This window comes from Streptomyces albidoflavus (assembly GCF_000719955.1).
Classification (GTDB): domain Bacteria; phylum Actinomycetota; class Actinomycetes; order Streptomycetales; family Streptomycetaceae; genus Streptomyces; species Streptomyces albidoflavus.
This window is the reverse complement of sequence record NZ_JOII01000047.1, coordinates 1-15,829: the sequence shown is the minus strand read 5'-3', so window position 1 is coordinate 15,829 and position 15,829 is coordinate 1. Positions and strand designations below refer to the sequence as shown.

10 protein-coding genes and 1 riboswitch are annotated in these 15,829 nt (G+C 73.1%); of the genes, 8 read left to right on the top strand and 2 right to left on the bottom strand.

All coding sequences use genetic code 11. The features are described 5' to 3' along the window. Positions 1 to 3: 3 nt before the first annotated feature. The 3 genes from IF45_RS0129020 (at position 4) to IF45_RS0129010 (ending at position 3,741) form a co-directional block, all read left to right on the top strand. Positions 4 to 879 carry a carbohydrate ABC transporter permease gene (locus IF45_RS0129020; protein WP_003951312.1) on the top strand — a complete coding sequence of 292 codons (876 nt, stop codon included), beginning with the start codon at positions 4 to 6 and terminating at the stop codon, positions 877 to 879. Between the two features lie 37 nt (positions 880 to 916). Then, the gene (locus tag IF45_RS0129015) at positions 917 to 2,512 is read left to right on the top strand and encodes a glycoside hydrolase family 13 protein (RefSeq protein ID WP_030310486.1); all 1,596 of its coding nucleotides are present in this window, start codon (positions 917 to 919) and stop codon (positions 2,510 to 2,512) included. Between the two features lie 110 nt (positions 2,513 to 2,622). Then, on the top strand, positions 2,623 to 3,741 hold the full coding sequence (locus IF45_RS0129010) for a CobW family GTP-binding protein (RefSeq protein ID WP_008406671.1): 1,119 nt from the start codon (positions 2,623 to 2,625) through the stop codon (positions 3,739 to 3,741). An 81-nt stretch (positions 3,742 to 3,822) separates the two neighbouring features. Here IF45_RS0129010 and IF45_RS0129005 read toward each other — a convergent pair whose 3' ends face one another. Next, on the bottom strand, positions 3,823 to 6,270 hold the full coding sequence (locus tag IF45_RS0129005; RefSeq protein ID WP_010641674.1) for a DNA gyrase/topoisomerase IV subunit A: 2,448 nt from the start codon (positions 6,268 to 6,270) through the stop codon (positions 3,823 to 3,825). A gap of 197 nt (positions 6,271 to 6,467) precedes the next feature. Between IF45_RS0129005 and IF45_RS0129000 the strand changes: the two genes are divergently transcribed. From IF45_RS0129000 to IF45_RS0128985, 4 genes are all read left to right on the top strand, one after another. Further along, positions 6,468 to 7,832 carry a M16 family metallopeptidase gene (locus IF45_RS0129000; protein WP_018469410.1) on the top strand — a complete coding sequence of 455 codons (1,365 nt, stop codon included), beginning with the start codon at positions 6,468 to 6,470 and terminating at the stop codon, positions 7,830 to 7,832. A gap of 16 nt (positions 7,833 to 7,848) precedes the next feature. Continuing rightward, positions 7,849 to 9,216, top strand: coding sequence for a M16 family metallopeptidase (locus IF45_RS0128995; RefSeq protein WP_030310484.1), 1,368 nt, complete (start codon positions 7,849 to 7,851; stop codon positions 9,214 to 9,216). Between the two features lie 244 nt (positions 9,217 to 9,460). Further along, positions 9,461 to 9,615, top strand: a riboswitch (cyclic di-AMP (ydaO/yuaA leader). A gap of 12 nt (positions 9,616 to 9,627) precedes the next feature. Further along, a complete protein-coding gene (locus IF45_RS0128990; protein WP_018469408.1) occupies positions 9,628 to 10,401 on the top strand; it encodes a M23 family metallopeptidase in 774 nt (257 codons plus the stop codon). A gap of 221 nt (positions 10,402 to 10,622) precedes the next feature. Next, positions 10,623 to 11,309 (top strand): GntR family transcriptional regulator, encoded by a 687-nt coding sequence (locus IF45_RS0128985; protein WP_008406666.1) that lies wholly within the window; start codon positions 10,623 to 10,625, stop codon positions 11,307 to 11,309. 2,122 nt (positions 11,310 to 13,431) lie between these two features. Here the strand turns inward: IF45_RS0128985 and IF45_RS0128980 are convergent. Then, on the bottom strand, positions 13,432 to 13,713 hold the full coding sequence (locus IF45_RS0128980; protein ID WP_030310482.1) for an HPr family phosphocarrier protein: 282 nt from the start codon (positions 13,711 to 13,713) through the stop codon (positions 13,432 to 13,434). Between the two features lie 147 nt (positions 13,714 to 13,860). Here IF45_RS0128980 and IF45_RS0128975 point away from each other — a divergent pair. Then, positions 13,861 to 15,829 (top strand): GNAT family N-acetyltransferase (locus IF45_RS0128975; protein ID WP_030310480.1); only part of this gene is annotated, 1,969 nt, incomplete at its 3' end.

Below are 15,829 nucleotides of genomic sequence, written 5' to 3'. Positions count from 1 at the left end.
GCCATGACGACCCGCACCCTGATCTCCCCGGCCCGGCTCTCCCGCCCCCGCGGCCGCATCCTCTACTGGACCGTGCTGTTCCTCGTCGTCGCCGTCTTCACGCTCGTCTTCATCGGGCCCCTGTACTGGATGGTGACCAGCGGACTGAAGGACACCGAGGAGTTCGCGCGCATCCCGCCGACCCTCGTCCCCGACGCCGTCCACCCCGGCAACTACGGCGAGGCGTGGCAGGTGATGGAGCTCTCCCAGCTCCTCTTCAACACCCTCTACTACGCGTTCGGCGCCCTCGCCTTCCAGCTCGTCCTGGACGTCGCCGCCGCCTACTCGCTCTCCAAGCTGCGGCCCGTCCTCGGCAAGGCCATCCTCGGGGCGATGCTCGTCACCCTGATGATCCCGGCGACCGTCCTGGTCGTACCGCAGTACCTGACCGTGCTCGACCTGCCCGTCTTCGAGCGCAACCTGCTCAACACGCCGTGGGTGATCTGGCTGCCCTCGGTCACCAACGCCTTCAACATCTTCCTGCTGAAGCGCTTCTTCGACTCCATCCCCCGCGAACTCCTCGACGCCGCCGCCATCGACGGCGCGAGCCCGATGCGGACACTGCGCTCGGTGGTGCTGCCGATCTCGCGGCCCATCCTCGGCGTGGTCTCCATCTTCGCCGTGGTCGGCGTCTGGAAGGACTTCCTCTGGCCGATGCTGGCCCTGCCCGACCCCGGCAAGCAGACCCTCAACGTCGGCATCTACTCCCTGGCCAGCGGCGTCCCCGAGAACTGGCTGCTGGCCGCTCTCGCCATGGCCTCGCTGCCCACGCTGATCCTCTTCCTGATCTTCCAGCGCAACATCATGAGCGGGCTCACCGCCGGCGGCCTCAAGGGCTGAACCCTGCCCGGCCCCCACACGCACGAAAGGAACCCCCGTGCCGGACTCGGACTGGTGGCGCTCGGCCGTCATCTACCAGGTGTACGTACGCAGTTTCGCCGACGCCGACGGCGACGGCACCGGAGACCTCGCCGGTGTCCGCGCCAAGCTGCCCTACCTCGCGCAACTCGGCGTCGACGCCCTCTGGTTCAACCCCTGGTACGCCTCCCCGATGGCCGACGGCGGCTACGACGTCGCCGACTACCGGGCCATCCACCCCTCCTTCGGCACCCTCGCCGAGGCCGAGAAGCTCATCGAGGAGGCCGCCGGGCACGGCATCCGCACCATCGTCGACATCGTGCCCAACCACGTCTCCGAGGCCCACCCGTGGTTCCGGGCCGCCCTCGCCGAAGGCCCCGGCGGCCCCTCCCGGGACCTCTTCCACTTCCGCCCCGGCCGCGGCGAGCACGGCGAACTGGCCCCCAACGACTGGCGGTCCGAGTTCGGCGGCCCCGCCTGGACCCGGCTCCCGGACGGCGAGTGGTACCTGCACCTCTTCGCCCCCGAACAGCCCGACCTCAACTGGGCCCACCCGGCCGTCCGCACCGAGCACGAGGAGATCCTCCGCTTCTGGTTCGAGCGGGGCGTCGCCGGCGTCCGCATCGACTCCGCCGCCCTGCCCGCCAAGGACCCGGCCCTGCCCGACTTCACCCCCGGCCAGGACCCGCACCCCTACCTCGACCGCGACGAGCTGCACGACATCTACCGCTCCTGGCGGGCCGTCGCCGACCGGTACGGGGCCGTCTTCGTCGGCGAGGTCTGGCTCCCGGACAGCGAACGGTTCGCCCGCTACCTGCGGCCCGACGAACTCCACACCGCCTTCAACTTCGCCTTCCTCAGTTGCCCCTGGGAGCCGGAGCGGCTGCGCGCCGCCATCCGCGACACCCTCGCCGAGCACGCCCCCGTCGGCGCCCCCGCCACCTGGGTGCTCTGCAACCACGACATCACCCGCACCGTCACCCGCTACGGCCGCGCCGAGACCGGCTTCGACTTCGCCGCCAAACGGTTCGGCACCCCCACCGACCCCGTACTCGGCACCCGCCGCGCCCGCGCCGCCGCCCTGCTCTCGCTCGCCCTGCCCGGCGCCACCTACCTCTACCAGGGCGAGGAACTGGGCCTGCCCGAGGCCGAGATCCCGCGCGAGCACATCGAGGACCCGATGCACGCCCGCTCCGGCGGCGTCGACCCCGGCCGCGACGGCTGCCGGGTCCCGCTGCCCTGGACCGCCGACGCCCCGCACGCCGGGTTCTCCACCGGCGAGCCCTGGCTGCCGCAGCCCTCCGGCTGGGCCGCGCACGCCGCCGACCTCCAGGACGGCGACCCCGCCTCCATGCTCACCCTCTACCGCACCGCCCTCGCCCTGCGCCGCGCCACCCCCGGCCTCGGCGACGGCCCCCTGGAATGGCTGGAGAGCCCCGAGGAGGTCCTGGCCTTCCGCCGCCCCGGCGGGGTCCTCTGCCTGGTCAACCTGGGGGCCGGCCCCGTACCCGTGCCGGAGGGCACCGAGCTGCTGCTGGCCAGCGGAGCGCTCGGCGCCGACGGGGCGCTGCCCTCCGACACCGCCGTCTGGCTGCGCGAGCCGGCGGCCGCCTGACCGGCCGGGCCCGGTGGCCTGTGGGGGCGCCGGGCCCGGACCGTACCGCCGTATCCTGGGACGCCCGTCCGGAGCGGGCGGGCGCAGCGGCACGGTGGAAAGGACCCCTGGTGGGCAGGCAGCAGATCCCGGTCGTCGTCCTCGCCGGCTTCCTCGGCTCGGGCAAGACCACGCTCCTCAACCAGCTGCTCTGGCGCAGCCGGGGCACCCGGATCGGCGCCGTCGTCAACGACTTCGGCGCCATCGAGATCGACGCCATGACCGTCGCCGGACAGGTCGGCTCCACCGTCTCGCTGGGCAACGGCTGCCTGTGCTGCGCCGTCGACGTCGCCGAACTCGACACCTACCTGGAACGGCTCACCCGTCCCGAGGCCGGCCTCGACGTCATCGTCATCGAGGCCAGCGGCCTGGCCGAACCGGTCGAACTGGTCCGCATGATCCTCGCCAGTGAGAACCCGCACATCCGCTACGGCGGCCTCGTCGAGGTGGTCGACGCCGCCGAGTACGAGGCGACCCGCGAACGCCACCCCGAGCTGGACCGGCACCTCGCCGCCGCCGACCTCGTCGTCCTCAACAAGACCGACCGCGTCACCCCCGCCGAGTTGGCGGAGCTGCTCACCGCCGTACGGGAACGCGCCGGGGACGGCGCCGTCACCCCCGCCTCCTACGGCCGCATCGACCCGGAACTCCTCTTCGACCGCCGCCCGCAGACCGAACGCTACGGCCAGCTCTCCTTCGACGACGCCCGCGAGGAGGACGAGCCCGGGGGCGGCCGCGAGGACCACGACGATCACGACGGCCACCTGCACGCCGCCTACGACAGCGCCTCGTTCACCACCGGCACCCCGCTCCACCCGCGCCGGCTCATGGACCTCCTCGACGCCCGGCCCGAAGGGCTCTACCGCATCAAGGGGTTCGTCGACTTCGGCCCGCTCGACCCCGGCCACGTCTACACCCTGCACGCCGTCGGCCGCTTCCTGCGGTTCGCCCCGCGCCCCTGGGAGCCCGGCGAGGAACGCCGCACCCAGCTCGTTTTGATCGGCGCGGGCATCGACCCCGACGCGCTCACCGCTCAGCTGGAGGGCTGCCGCGACGCGGCGCGGGAGGCCGAGGAGCGCCACCTGTGGAGCGTGCTCCGCTTCGTCCGTGCCGAGGAGGACACCGCCGACCCGGACGACCCCGAAGCCCTGCGCGCCGCCGCGCCGGGGACGGAACAGCCCGTGGCCTGAAGGCCCCCGGAAAGCCCACCGCCCCGGCGCGTCACGCGCCGGGGCGGTCCCGTCAGGGCCTGCGGCCCCGGGTAACGGGCGTCAGCCGACCGGACCGGCCGCCGCCGCGACCGGCTTGGGCAGCGACAGGCCCGAGCCGTCGCGGCGCGGGTCCAGCTCCGGCAGCGGGGCGGGGGAGCCGTCGCGCTGGGCCGCGTGGGCCGGCGCCGGGCCCGCCCAGGCGAAGCTCAGGCAGTCCTCGCCCTTCAGGAACCGCTGACAGCGCACACCGCCGGTGGCCCGGCCCTTGCGCGGGTACTGGTCGAAGGGGGTCACCTTCGCCGTCGTCTGCACCGAGTCGTCCAGCGTGCCGCGCGAGCCGGCCACCGTGAACACCACCGCGTCCACCGCCGGGTCGACGGCGGTGAACGACACCACCCGGGCACCCTCGCCCAGCTTCACGCCCGCCATGCCGCCGGCCGGCCGCCCCTGCGGGCGGACCACCGAGGCGGGGAAGCGCAGCAGATGCGCCTCGTCGGTGATGAAGACCAGGTCCTCCTCGCCGGTGCGCAGCTCGGTCGCGCCGACGATCCGGTCGCCGTCCCTCAGCGAGATGACCTCCAACTCCTCCTTGTGCGAGGGGTAGTCGGGCACCACGCGCTTCACCACGCCCTGCGCCGTGCCGAGCGCGAGCCCCGGCGAGGACTCGTCCAGCGTGGTCAGGCAGACCAGCCGCTCGTCCGCCTCCAGGGTGAGGAACTCCGCCACCGGCGCCCCGCCCGACAGGCTCGGCGCCGTGTCCGTCCCCGGCAGCTGCGGCAGGTCGATCACCTGGAGCCGCAGCAGCCGCCCGGCCGAGGTGACCGCGCCGACCTCGCCGCGCGCCGTCGCCGCCACCGCCGAGACGATCAGGTCGTGCTTGACCCGCTTCGGCGCCTCGGCCAGCGGGGTGGCGTCGGCGGTCCTGGCCAGCAGCCCCGTCGAGGAGAGCAGCACCCGGCAGGGTGTGTCCTCCACCTGGAGCGGCACCGCGGCCGCCGCGCCGGAGGACTCCAGCAGCACCGTACGCCGGTCCGTGCCGTACTTCTTCGAGACCGCCGCCAGCTCCGAGGAGACCAGCTTGCGCAGCTCGGCGTCGGAGTCGAGGATGCGCGACAGCTCCTCGATCTCGGCGGTGAGCCGGTCGCGCTCGGACTCCAGCTCGATCCGGTCGAAGCGGGTGAGGCGGCGCAGCGGGGTGTCCAGGATGTACTGCGTCTGGATGTCGCTCAGCGAGAACCGCTCCATGAGGCGCTCGCGGGCCTCCGCGCTGTTCTCACTGTCCCGGATGATGCGGATGACCTCGTCGATGTCGACGAGCGCCACCAGCAGCCCCTCGACCAGGTGCAGCCGGTCGCGCTTCTTGCCGCGCCGGAACTCGCTGCGGCGGCGGACCACGGTGAACCGGTGGTCCAGGTAGACCTCCAGCAGCTCCTTGAGGCCGAGGGTGAGCGGCTGGCCGTCGACCAGGGCGACGTTGTTGATGCCGAAGGACTCCTCCATCGGCGTCAGCTTGTAGAGCTGCTCCAGCACCGCCTCGGGCACGAAGCCGTTCTTGATCTCGATGACCAGCCGCAGGCCGTGCTCGCGGTCGGTGAGGTCCTTGACGTCGGCGATGCCCTGGAGCTTCTTCGCGCCGACCAGGTCCTTGATCTTGGAGATGACCTTCTCCGGGCCGACGCTGAACGGCAGCTCGGTGACGACCAGCCCCTTGCGGCGCGCGGTGACGTTCTCCACCGCGACCGTGGCACGGATCTTGAACGTGCCGCGCCCGGTGGCGTACGCGTCGCGCACCCCGCCCAGCCCGACGATCCGCCCGCCCGTGGGCAGGTCGGGACCGGGCACGAACCGCATCAGGGTCTCCAGGTCGGCGCCCGGGTGCTTGATGAGGTGGCGGGCGGCCGCGACGACCTCGCCGAGGTTGTGCGGGGGCATGTTGGTGGCCATGCCGACCGCGATCCCGGAGGCGCCGTTGACCAGCAGGTTCGGGAAGGCGGCGGGGAGCGCCACCGGCTCCTGCTCCTGGCCGTCGTAGTTGGGCGAGAAGTCGACGGTGTTCTCGTCGATCGACTCGGTCATCAGGGAGGTGGCGTCGGCCATCCGGCACTCGGTGTACCGCATCGCGGCCGGCGGGTCGTCGTTGCCCAGCGAACCGAAGTTGCCGTGGCCGTCGACGAGCGGCAGCCGCATGGAGAACGGCTGCGCCATGCGCACCAGCGCGTCGTAGATCGAGGCGTCGCCGTGCGGGTGGAGCTTGCCCATCACCTCGCCGACCACCCGGGCGCACTTCACATAGCCGCGGTCGCGGCGCAGCCCCATCTCGTTCATCTGGTAGACGATCCGCCGGTGCACCGGCTTCATGCCGTCCCGCGCGTCCGGCAGGGCACGCGAGTAGATCACCGAGTAGGCGTACTCCAGGAAGGAGCCCTGCATCTCGTCGACAACGTCGATGTCGAGGATGCGCTCCTCGAAGTCGTCCGGTGGCGGGGTCTTCGTGCTGCGGCGGGCCATCGCTGCTGCGGCTCCTTCACCAACAAGGTCGGGACATGACGCCGACCATTGTGGACCGCGCCGCGGACAACCCCGACCGCACCCCGTCCTTCGTGTGCCATCCGGCGGGAACTTCGCCCCCTGTCGGCACGGTTGCATAGAGTGACAGGACGGAGAGGACTTCTCCAGAATTCGCGAGCGAAGGGACGTACCTGCCCATGGGTGACACGGCCACAGCGCGGGCCGCCTCCGGCGGCCTGACAGCGACCGAGCACCGCCTGGCCAACGGCTTGCGCGTGGTGCTCTCCGAGGACCACCTGACCCCGGTCGCCGCGGTCTGCCTCTGGTACGACGTCGGCTCGCGCCACGAGGTGAAGGGCCGCACCGGCCTCGCCCACCTCTTCGAGCACCTGATGTTCCAGGGTTCCGCCCAGGTGAAGGGCAACGGCCACTTCGAACTGGTCCAGGGCGCCGGCGGCTCGCTCAACGGCACCACCAGCTTCGAGCGGACCAACTACTTCGAGACCATGCCCGCCCACCAGCTGGAGCTCGCCCTCTGGCTGGAGGCCGACCGCATGGGCACCCTCCTGACGGCCCTGGACGACGAGTCGATGGAGAACCAGCGCGACGTCGTCAAGAATGAACGCCGCCAGCGCTACGACAACGTGCCCTACGGCACCGCCTTCGAGAAGCTCACCGCCCTCGCCTACCCGGAGGGCCACCCCTACCACCACACGCCGATCGGCTCCATGGCCGACCTCGACGCGGCGACGCTGGAGGACGCCCGGGAGTTCTTCCGCACGTACTACGCGCCGAACAACGCCGTGCTCTCCGTCGTCGGCGACATCGACCCCGGGCAGACGCTCGCCTGGATCGAGAAGTACTTCGGCTCCATCCCCGGCCACGAGGGCAAGCGCCCGCCGCGCGACGGCTCGCTGCCCGACACCATCGGCAGCGAGCTGCGCGAGGTGGTCCGCGAGGAGGTGCCCGCGCGTGCTCTGATGGCCGCCTACCGCCTCCCGGAGGACGGCACCCGCGCCGCCGACGCCGCCGACGTGGCGCTCACCGTCCTCGGCGGCGGCGAGTCCTCCCGGCTCTACAACCGCCTGGTCCGCCGCGACCGTTCGGCCGTCGCCGCCGGCTTCGGCCTGCTGCGCCTCGCCGGTGCCCCCTCGCTCGGCTGGCTGGACGTCAAGGCGTCGGGGGACGTCGAGATCCCCGCCATCGAGACCGCCGTCGACGAGGAGCTGGCCCGCTTCGCCGCCGAGGGCCCGACCGCCGAGGAGATGGAGCGCGCCCAGGCCCAGCTGGAGCGCGAATGGCTGGACCGGCTCGGCACGGTGGCCGGCCGCGCCGACGAACTCTGCCGGTACGCCGTCCTCTTCGGTGACCCCCAGCTCGCCCTGACCGCCGTCGGCCGGGTCCTGGACGTCACCGCCGACGAGGTCCGCCAGGCCGCCGCCGAGCGCCTGCGCCCGGACAACCGCGCGGTCCTCGTCTACGAGCCGCTCACCGCCGAGGAAGCCGGCCCCGCCGACCAGACCGACACCGCGACCGGCGAGGAGGCCGCAGCCAGTGAGTGACGTCATCACCCCCGCCATGGATCTCCACCCCCAGCCGGCCGGGGGAGCGCCCCGCCCGTGGGCCTTCCCCGCCCCCGAGCGCACCACCCTGGACAACGGCCTGACGGTGCTGACCTGCCACCGCCCCGGCCAGCAGGTCGTCGCCGTCGAGGTACTGCTCGACAGCCCGCTCGACACCGAGCCCGAGGGGCTCGACGGCCTCGCCACCATCATGGCCCGGGCCTTCAGCGAGGGCACCGACCGGGACAGCGCCGAGGAGTTCGCCGCCGAGCTGGAGCGCTGCGGCGCCACCCTCGACGCCTTCGCCGACCACCCCGGCGTCCGGCTCTCCCTGGAGGTCCCGGTCTCCCGGCTGGAGAAGGCGCTCGGGCTGCTCGCCGACGCGCTGCGCGCCCCCGCCTTCGCCGAGGCCGAGATCGAGCGGCTGGTCCGCAACCGCCTCGACGAGATCCCGCACGAGCAGGCCAACCCGGCCCGCCGCGCCGCCAAGGAGCTGTCCCGGCAGCTCTTCCCGGCCGGCTCGCGCGTCTCCCGGCCCCGCCAGGGCACCGAGGAGACCGTCGAGCGGATCGACGCGGCCGCCGTCCGCGCCTTCTACGAGCGGCACGTCCGCCCGGCCACCGCCACCGCCGTCGTCGTCGGCGACTTGGAGGGCACCGACCTCGGCGCCCTGCTCGCCGGAAGCCTCGGCGCCTGGCAGGGCGACGCCGGGCAGCCCAACCCGGTCCCGCCGGTCACCGCCGACGACACCGGCCGCGTCGTCATCGTCGACCGGCCCGGCGCCGTCCAGACGCAGCTGCTCATCGGCCGCGTCGGCCCCGACCGGCACGACCGGGTCTGGCCCGCCCAGGTCCTCGGCACGTACAGCCTCGGCGGCACCCTGACCTCCCGTCTGGACCGCGTCCTGCGCGAGGAGAAGGGGTACACCTACGGCGTGCGGTCCTTCGCCCAGGTGCTCCGCTCCACCCCTGAGGGGACCGGCGCGGCGATGCTCGCCATCAGCGGCTCCGTCGACACCGAGTCCACCGGCCCGGCCCTGGACGACCTCTGGAAGGTGCTGCGCACCCTCGCCGCCGAGGGGCTGACCGACGCCGAGCTGGACACCGCCGTCCAGAACCTCGTCGGCGTGGCACCGCTCAAGTACGAGACGGCCGCCGCCGTCGCCTCCACCCTCGCCGACCAGGTCGAGCAGCACCTGCCGGACGACTTCCAGGCGCGGCTGTACCGCATGATGACGGAGACCGGCGCCACCGAGGCGACCGCCGCCGTGGTCAGTGCCTTCCCGGCCGACCGGCTGGTCACCGTCCTGGTCGGCGACGCCTCCCGGATCGCCGAGCCGGTGCGCGCGCTCGGCATCGGCGAGGTCAGCGTGGTCACCGGCTGACGCGGCATCAGCAAGGGCTGACCGGCACCGGTCCGGCCCGGTGACGGAACCCCGGAGACCCGAGCGGTATCCGGGGTTCCGTCATGTCCACGCCTCTGCGGGCATGTCCGTTTCGTGGGAGTGACGCCCCGTCTGCCCTGTGGTGTGCGCTACAAAAGCGGCGTTCGGTTTGTAGCGCGACAGAACTGCCGATTAACGTCTCTGCGGCTGTCCGGCCGACACACCCGCCACATCCGTGGCGAACGGGCAGTCATCGCCGAATCCCCGCAGGGCGCGAGCCCGGGGAACCGGGGACCCACCGTCCCAGGGGTGAATCGGGCGCCTCCCACGAGGGGCCCGTAGGAGACCTTCCTGCTCCGAACCCGTCAGCTAACCCGGTAGGCGACAAGGAAGGAAAGGACCAGCCGCTCCATGGCGTTCACCCGTCCCACCGGGAAGCACCGGCGCCCCCATCGCCGGGCCGCCCGCACCGGGGCCGGCCTGGCCGGCGTCGCCGCGCTCACCACCACCGGCGTGGTGTCCACCCTCGCCTCCCCGGCCGCAGCGGCCGAGGCCCCCGCGCACACCGGCTTCACCGAGGCCATCGTGATCGGCCACAGCCTCGCCGACCGGATCGACGACCAGGCGGCCGCCCAGCGGCTCGCCGCCGAGGACGCCGCCGCCGAACAGGCCGCCGTCGAGGCCGCCCGCCTCCAGGCCGCCGAGGCCAAGCGCAAGGCCGAGAAGAAGCGGGCCGAGAAGGTCCGGGCCGCCCGCGCCGCCGAACGCGAGCGCCTCAACCGCTACGTCCTGCCCGTCGAGGGCTCCTACGTCTCCACCGGCTACCAGACCGGCGGCAGCCTCTGGTCCTCCGGCAGCCACTCCGGCGTCGACTTCCACGCCCCCGCCGGCAGCGCCGTCCGCGCCGTCGGCGCCGGCACCGTGGTCGAGACCGGCTGGGGCGGCGCCTACGGCAACGAGGTCGTCATCCAGATGCACGACGGCACCTACACCCAGTACGGCCACCTGGCCTCGGCCACCGTCTCGGTCGGCCAGACCGTCACCCCGGGCCAGCAGATCGCCGTCTCCGGCTCCACCGGCAACTCCACCGGCCCGCACCTGCACTTCGAGGCCCGCTCCGGCGCCGACTACGGGACCGACATGGACCCCGTCGCCTACCTGCGCGGCCACGGCGTCGACGTCTGACAGACGCACCCGCGCGAGTCGCTTCCCCGAAGGCCCCGGCCCCGGAATCCCCCCGGACCGGGGCCTTCGGCATACCCGGACGCCTCCGCCCCGCTATCGCTTTCCGGCCAAAAGATATCCATGAATTACCTGGCGCCGTCGGAAAATACTCCGTCCTGTCATAGAGTCGCGGAAGAGCACAGGACGACCGCGCTTTCGCGGGTCACGGGCGGAGGATGGGTATGGGTATTCCCGCGCAATCGGTATGCACCGCGATCAGGGAGGACATCGTCTCCGGTGTGCACGAGCGCGGCTCCCGCCTCACCGAGGAGCAGCTCGCCCGCCGCTACGGCGTCTCCCGCGTCCCCGTCCGCGAGGCGCTGCGCACCCTGGAGGCCGAGGGGTTCGTCGTCACCCGCCGGCACGCCGGGGCCTGCGTCGCCGAGCCGACCGAGCAGGAGGCGGCCGACCTGCTGGAGATCCGCATGCTCCTGGAGCCCCTGGGCGCCGCCCGCGCCGCCCGCCGCCGCACCGAGGCCCACCTGAAGGTCCTGCGCGGCCTGGTCAGGCTGGGCCAGGAGCGTGCCAGGCTGGGCGAGGGCGAGGATCTGCGGTCGCTCGGCGCCTGGTTCCACGAGACCCTCGCCCAGGCCTCGGGCAGCCCCGGCCTCACCGCCCTGCTGACCCAGCTCCGCCAGAAAGTCACGTGGATGTACGCGGTCGACCCGCCCGCCGCCCCCGCCGAGTCCTGGGCCGAGCACGGCGCCATCGTCGACGCGGTGGCCCGCGGCGACGCCGAACGCGCCCGCGCCCTCACCGCCCAGCACGCCGAACGCGCGACAGCGGTCCACCGCCTCCGCTTCGGCTCCCGGACCACCGGAGTGAGGACTTCGCAACATGCCGTCAACATTCCGGGCGGCCGGAATTAACACGGCCACCGTATACAAAGAACAGCGAATTCCCGAGTGTGCGCCTTCGGTGGCTCCGGTCGGCGGGAATTCCCCCTCCGGGGCGCGCGATATCGGCGTGCGGGGCAACGGGGAAATTCGTGGTGCGCGAATTCCGCCGGGCTCCACCGGAAGTCACCGAAACACGGTGCGTCCCGCGCTCGGGCAAGGGCCGCAGGGCAGCGACGTACGATCCGCCGACCTCACGGGCACGTCCCGCGCGTGTCACTCGGCTGCGGCGCGAGGACATGGCCGGCCAGTCCATCCCTGACGCCATGAAGGCCCAACTCGCCGAGACCGGCATCCCGGTCGCTCCACGCCGCATCGAGCACGTGACGACGCCACGCGAAGCCGCCCCGTCCCTGCTCGCCTCGGGTGGCCCGCTTCACCGGCTGACCGAGGGGGCGGACCCCGATGCCCCCCCGGCCGAGCGGTCCTCGTTCGGTGTCGAACCGGGGACCGGCCCGGCCCCTTCGTCCTGCCGGACGGAGAGACGCGCTTCGCCAACTCGGGGACCGACCGTGGCTGGACACCCTTCACCACCCTTCACCGCTACGGCGTTCACGTCACCAACTCGGCGCCCCTCGGTGAGCCCGACGGCTCTGAGGAGTACCTCTCCCCGGTGGAGGGAGCCGGCCCCCGGGGAACTGGGGCGACCGCCCTAGGAAGTGGCAGAGCCCGACCCGGCGGCCTGCACCGGCTCCGCGGGACCTCCGTGGCCGGATCTCCTGGACCGCCGGCTCTTCTGATCGCGTCGTGGCTGGGCCGGGGCTTGTACGTTCGGGGCGTGGGGCACCCGACCTTCTCCGCCCCGAGGTGTCTCCACGCGGGGGCCACGAGCAAGGCTCAGGCTCACAGGGCCGGGCCGCTGGATGAAGCATCGGCTGTGACGGGGCCGCGCTCCGGGTTGCTTTGTGGAGGTGGCGACTCGGCTGCCACGAACTCTCTGTCCCGGCTAGCTTCTTCATGGGCGGTGCTTGGGGGCAGCTGGGGGAGGGCCCTGCTGTCAGCGGGCTTGGCCTGTCGGGTGCTCTTCTCGACTCCGCTCGACTCCGCTTCGGGGTTGGCTGGGCAGATCGCCTTTGCGGAGACGGGTCGCGCGGCCACGATCGGGACCATCCCCAGCGCCCAAGGTAGGCAGGCTCAGGCAGTGGCGCCGGGGCTTGGTGCTTCTACCGGCCGATGACCGGGATGGCTATGCATGCAGTGCTCTGCGGCGAAAGCAAGGCGGCGGGGGAGGGATGCGGGCGGCGGAGGCTAGGGTGGCGGACATGGCGAAGTTGGCGTGGAACGGCGACTTGCCGAGGTGAAGATGCAGGTCAGGGAGACTGCTCCCCGCGCGTGCGGGGGTGAGCCCGACCGCGCCTGGGCGGCCGGGGCGATCCTGGTCTGCTCCCCGCGAGTGCGGGGGTGAGCCCAGGTTGAACCGGGCGGTCTCCGGAGAGACCTCCTGCTCCCCGCGAGTGCGGGGGTGAGCCCCCGGAGCAGTGCGCGAGGAGCGCGGCGGCTTCCTGCTCCCCGCAAGTGCGGGGGCGAGCCTCCCGGGCTGCAACGCACTGGCCATGAGGAGCCCGCGCCCTTGAGCCCCGCAGAGCCATGGTCGTATCCCTGCGATGAGAAGGAGCCGCATCCTCGACCGACCTAAGCGTCCATCGGGTAGGAAGAGGCGAACTGGGCGCCACCGGAGAGGACTTCTGCAAAACGTGTCGGGGGCCTTCACTCCACAGCGCCCCTGCTCACCGACCGTATGCCCAAGGCGCACGACGTGGCCCGCCCACGAGCCCGTCAGGCTGTCCTCGGCCCCCCGCGCGCCCCAGTCAGGAGCGCCCACCCACCGCTGGCCCCGCCCCCGCCTCCCCGGCAAGCGGTCACGCAACCCCCGCAAACGCCTCTGCCACGTGCTCGCGGCAGGCAGCGCCCCCGCACCCGCACCCGGAAGCTCCCCTGCCCGGTCCTGCCAAGCCGGGAGCATGCCCCCGAGGCGAGCCCAGGCAAGGCCCACCGGCCGCCCCTCTCGCCCCGCCACAAGGAACGCGACGCCCCCCCCGGGCCCGGGAACCCGACCCCGCCCAGCCCCGTCGCGCGCCGGGCGTAACGCCCGAACTCAAACAGTCTCCGGAAGCTCGTCCAGCCCCTCCGCGACCAGCTTCGCCAGCCGCTCCAGGGTGGCCTCTCCGCCGTCCGCGTCGGCGGAGAGGACGATTTCCTCGCCGCCCTGGACGCCTAGGCCGAGGACGGCCAGCATCGAGGCGGCGTTGACCGGGGCGGTGTCCGGCTTGGCGATGGTCACGGGGATGCCGGAGGCGGTGGCGGCCCGGACGAAGATGGAAGCGGGACGGGCGTGCAGGCCCTCGGCCCAGCCGACGTTGACGCGGCGCTCAGCCATGTTGAAGCTGCCCTTCACGAATCGGACGATGTTGTCTAGACCAGACTCGCACACCGCTCCGGACGACCCCGCCAGGGACATCCGGCCCGCGGAACATGGCCCAGCCTGCCCCGTGCCCGACGGCTCCGCGACCCGTACGCTGCTCCCATGGACACCCCGTCGGACCAGCACGCCTATCCCGCCCACTGGGAGGCCGACGTGGTCCTCCGCGACGGCGGCACCGCGCGCATCCGGCCCATCACCGCCGACGACGCCGACCGCCTGGTGAGCTTCTACGAGCAGGTCTCGGACGAGTCGAAGTACTACCGGTTCTTCGCCCCGTACCCGCGCCTCTCGGCCAAGGACGTGCGCCGCTTCACCCACCACGACCACGTCGACCGGGTGGGGCTGGCCGTGACGATCGGCGGCGAGTTCATCGCCACCGTGCGCTACGACCGGATCGACGACCGGGGCATGCCCGCCTCCGCCCCGGCCGACGAGGCCGAGGTGGCCTTCCTCGTCCAGGACGCGCACCAGGGCCGGGGTGTCGCCTCCGCCCTGCTGGAGCACATCGCGGCGGTCGCCCGCGAGCGCGGCATCCGGCGCTTCACCGCCGAGGTGCTCCCCGCCAACACCAAGATGATCAAGGTCTTCACCGACGCGGGCTACCAGCAGAAGCGCAGCTTCGAGGACGGCGTCGTCCGTCTGGAGTTCGGCCTGGAGCCCACCGACCGCTCGCTCGCCGTGCAGCACGCCCGCGAACAGCGCGCCGAGGCCCGCTCGGTCCAGCGGCTGCTGGCCCCCGGCTCGGTCGCCGTGGTCGGGGTGGGCCGCACCCTCGGCGGGGTCGGCCGCAGCATCCTGCGCAACATCCGGGAGGCCGGGTTCACCGGCCCGGTCCACGCCGTCAACCAGGGCTTCCCCGACACCGGCGACACCGTCGAGGGCGTCCGCGCCCACCGCTCGGTGCGCGACATCGCCGAACCCGTCGACCTCGCCGTCATCGCCGTCCCCGCCGAACGGGTGCCCGAGGCGGTCGCGGAGTGCGGCGAGCACGGCGTCCAGGGCCTCGTGGTGATCTCCGCCGGCTACGCCGAACAGGGCCCCGAGGGCCGCGAGCGCCAGCGCGCCCTGATCCGCCAGGCCCGCTCGTACGGGATGCGGGTCATCGGCCCCAACGCCTTCGGCGTCATCAACACCACCCCCGAGACCCGGCTCAACGCCTCCCTCGCCCCCGAACTCCCCGTGCCCGGCCGCGTCGGCCTGTTCACCCAGTCCGGCGCCATCGGCATCGCCCTGCTCTCCGCCCTCCACCGCGACGGCGGCGGCGCCGACGGCGTCCCCAACCCGACCGGCGTCTCCACCTTCGTCTCGGCGGGCAACCGCGCCGACGTCTCCGGCAACGACGTCATGCAGTACTGGTACGACGACCCGCACACCGACGTCGCGCTGATGTACCTGGAGACCATCGGCAACCCCCGCAAGTTCACCCGCCTCGCCCGCCGCACCGCCGCCGCCAAGCCGCTGGTCGTCGTCCAGGGCGCCCGGCACAGCGGTATCACCCCCACCGGCCACCCCGCCCCCGTCACCCGGCTGCCCTACGCCACCGTCTCCGCCCTGCTGCGCCAGGCCGGCGTCATCCGGGTGGACACCGTCACCGAACTGGTCGACGTCGGCCTCCTCCTGGCCGGGCAGCCGCTCCCCGCGGGGCCCCGCGTCGCCATCCTCGGCAACTCCGAGTCGCTCGGCCTGCTCAGCTACGACGCCTGCCTCTCCCAGGGCCTGCGCCCGCTGCCGCCCCGCGACCTCACCACCGACGCCACCCCCGAGGACTTCCGGGCCGCGCTCGCCGCCGCCCTCGCCGACGACGGCTGCGACGCCGTGGTGGTCACCGCCATCCCCTGGGTCGGCGCCGACGGCGTCCCCGAACGCCCCGACGGGGAGGCGCTCGGCGCCGCCCTGCGCACCGCCCACGCCACCGCCCCCGACAAGCCGGTCGTCGTGGTCCACGTGGAACTCGGCGGCCTCGCCGAAGCCCTCTCCGCCGCCGCCGGCACCGGCCCCGGCAGCCCCGCCACCCAGCGCGGCCCCGCTGAACCACAGGGTGTGGAAGGCGTCGACCGGGTCGGTGAAGTCC

Excerpts from the sequence above, each read along its gene's own strand:
- IF45_RS0128995 (WP_030310484.1), top strand. The coding sequence starts at position 7,849 with ATGGATCTCCACCCCCAGCCGGCCGGGGGAGCGCCCCGCCCGTGGGCC.
- IF45_RS0128980 (WP_030310482.1), bottom strand. The coding sequence starts at position 13,713 with ATGGCTGAGCGCCGCGTCAACGTCGGCTGGGCCGAGGGCCTGCACGCC.
- IF45_RS0129005 (WP_010641674.1), bottom strand. The coding sequence starts at position 6,270 with ATGGCCCGCCGCAGCACGAAGACCCCGCCACCGGACGACTTCGAGGAG.
- IF45_RS0129020 (WP_003951312.1), top strand. The coding sequence starts at position 4 with ATGACGACCCGCACCCTGATCTCCCCGGCCCGGCTCTCCCGCCCCCGC.
- IF45_RS0128985 (WP_008406666.1), top strand. The coding sequence starts at position 10,623 with ATGGGTATTCCCGCGCAATCGGTATGCACCGCGATCAGGGAGGACATC.
- IF45_RS0129000 (WP_018469410.1), top strand. The coding sequence starts at position 6,468 with ATGGGTGACACGGCCACAGCGCGGGCCGCCTCCGGCGGCCTGACAGCG.
- IF45_RS0128990 (WP_018469408.1), top strand. The coding sequence starts at position 9,628 with ATGGCGTTCACCCGTCCCACCGGGAAGCACCGGCGCCCCCATCGCCGG.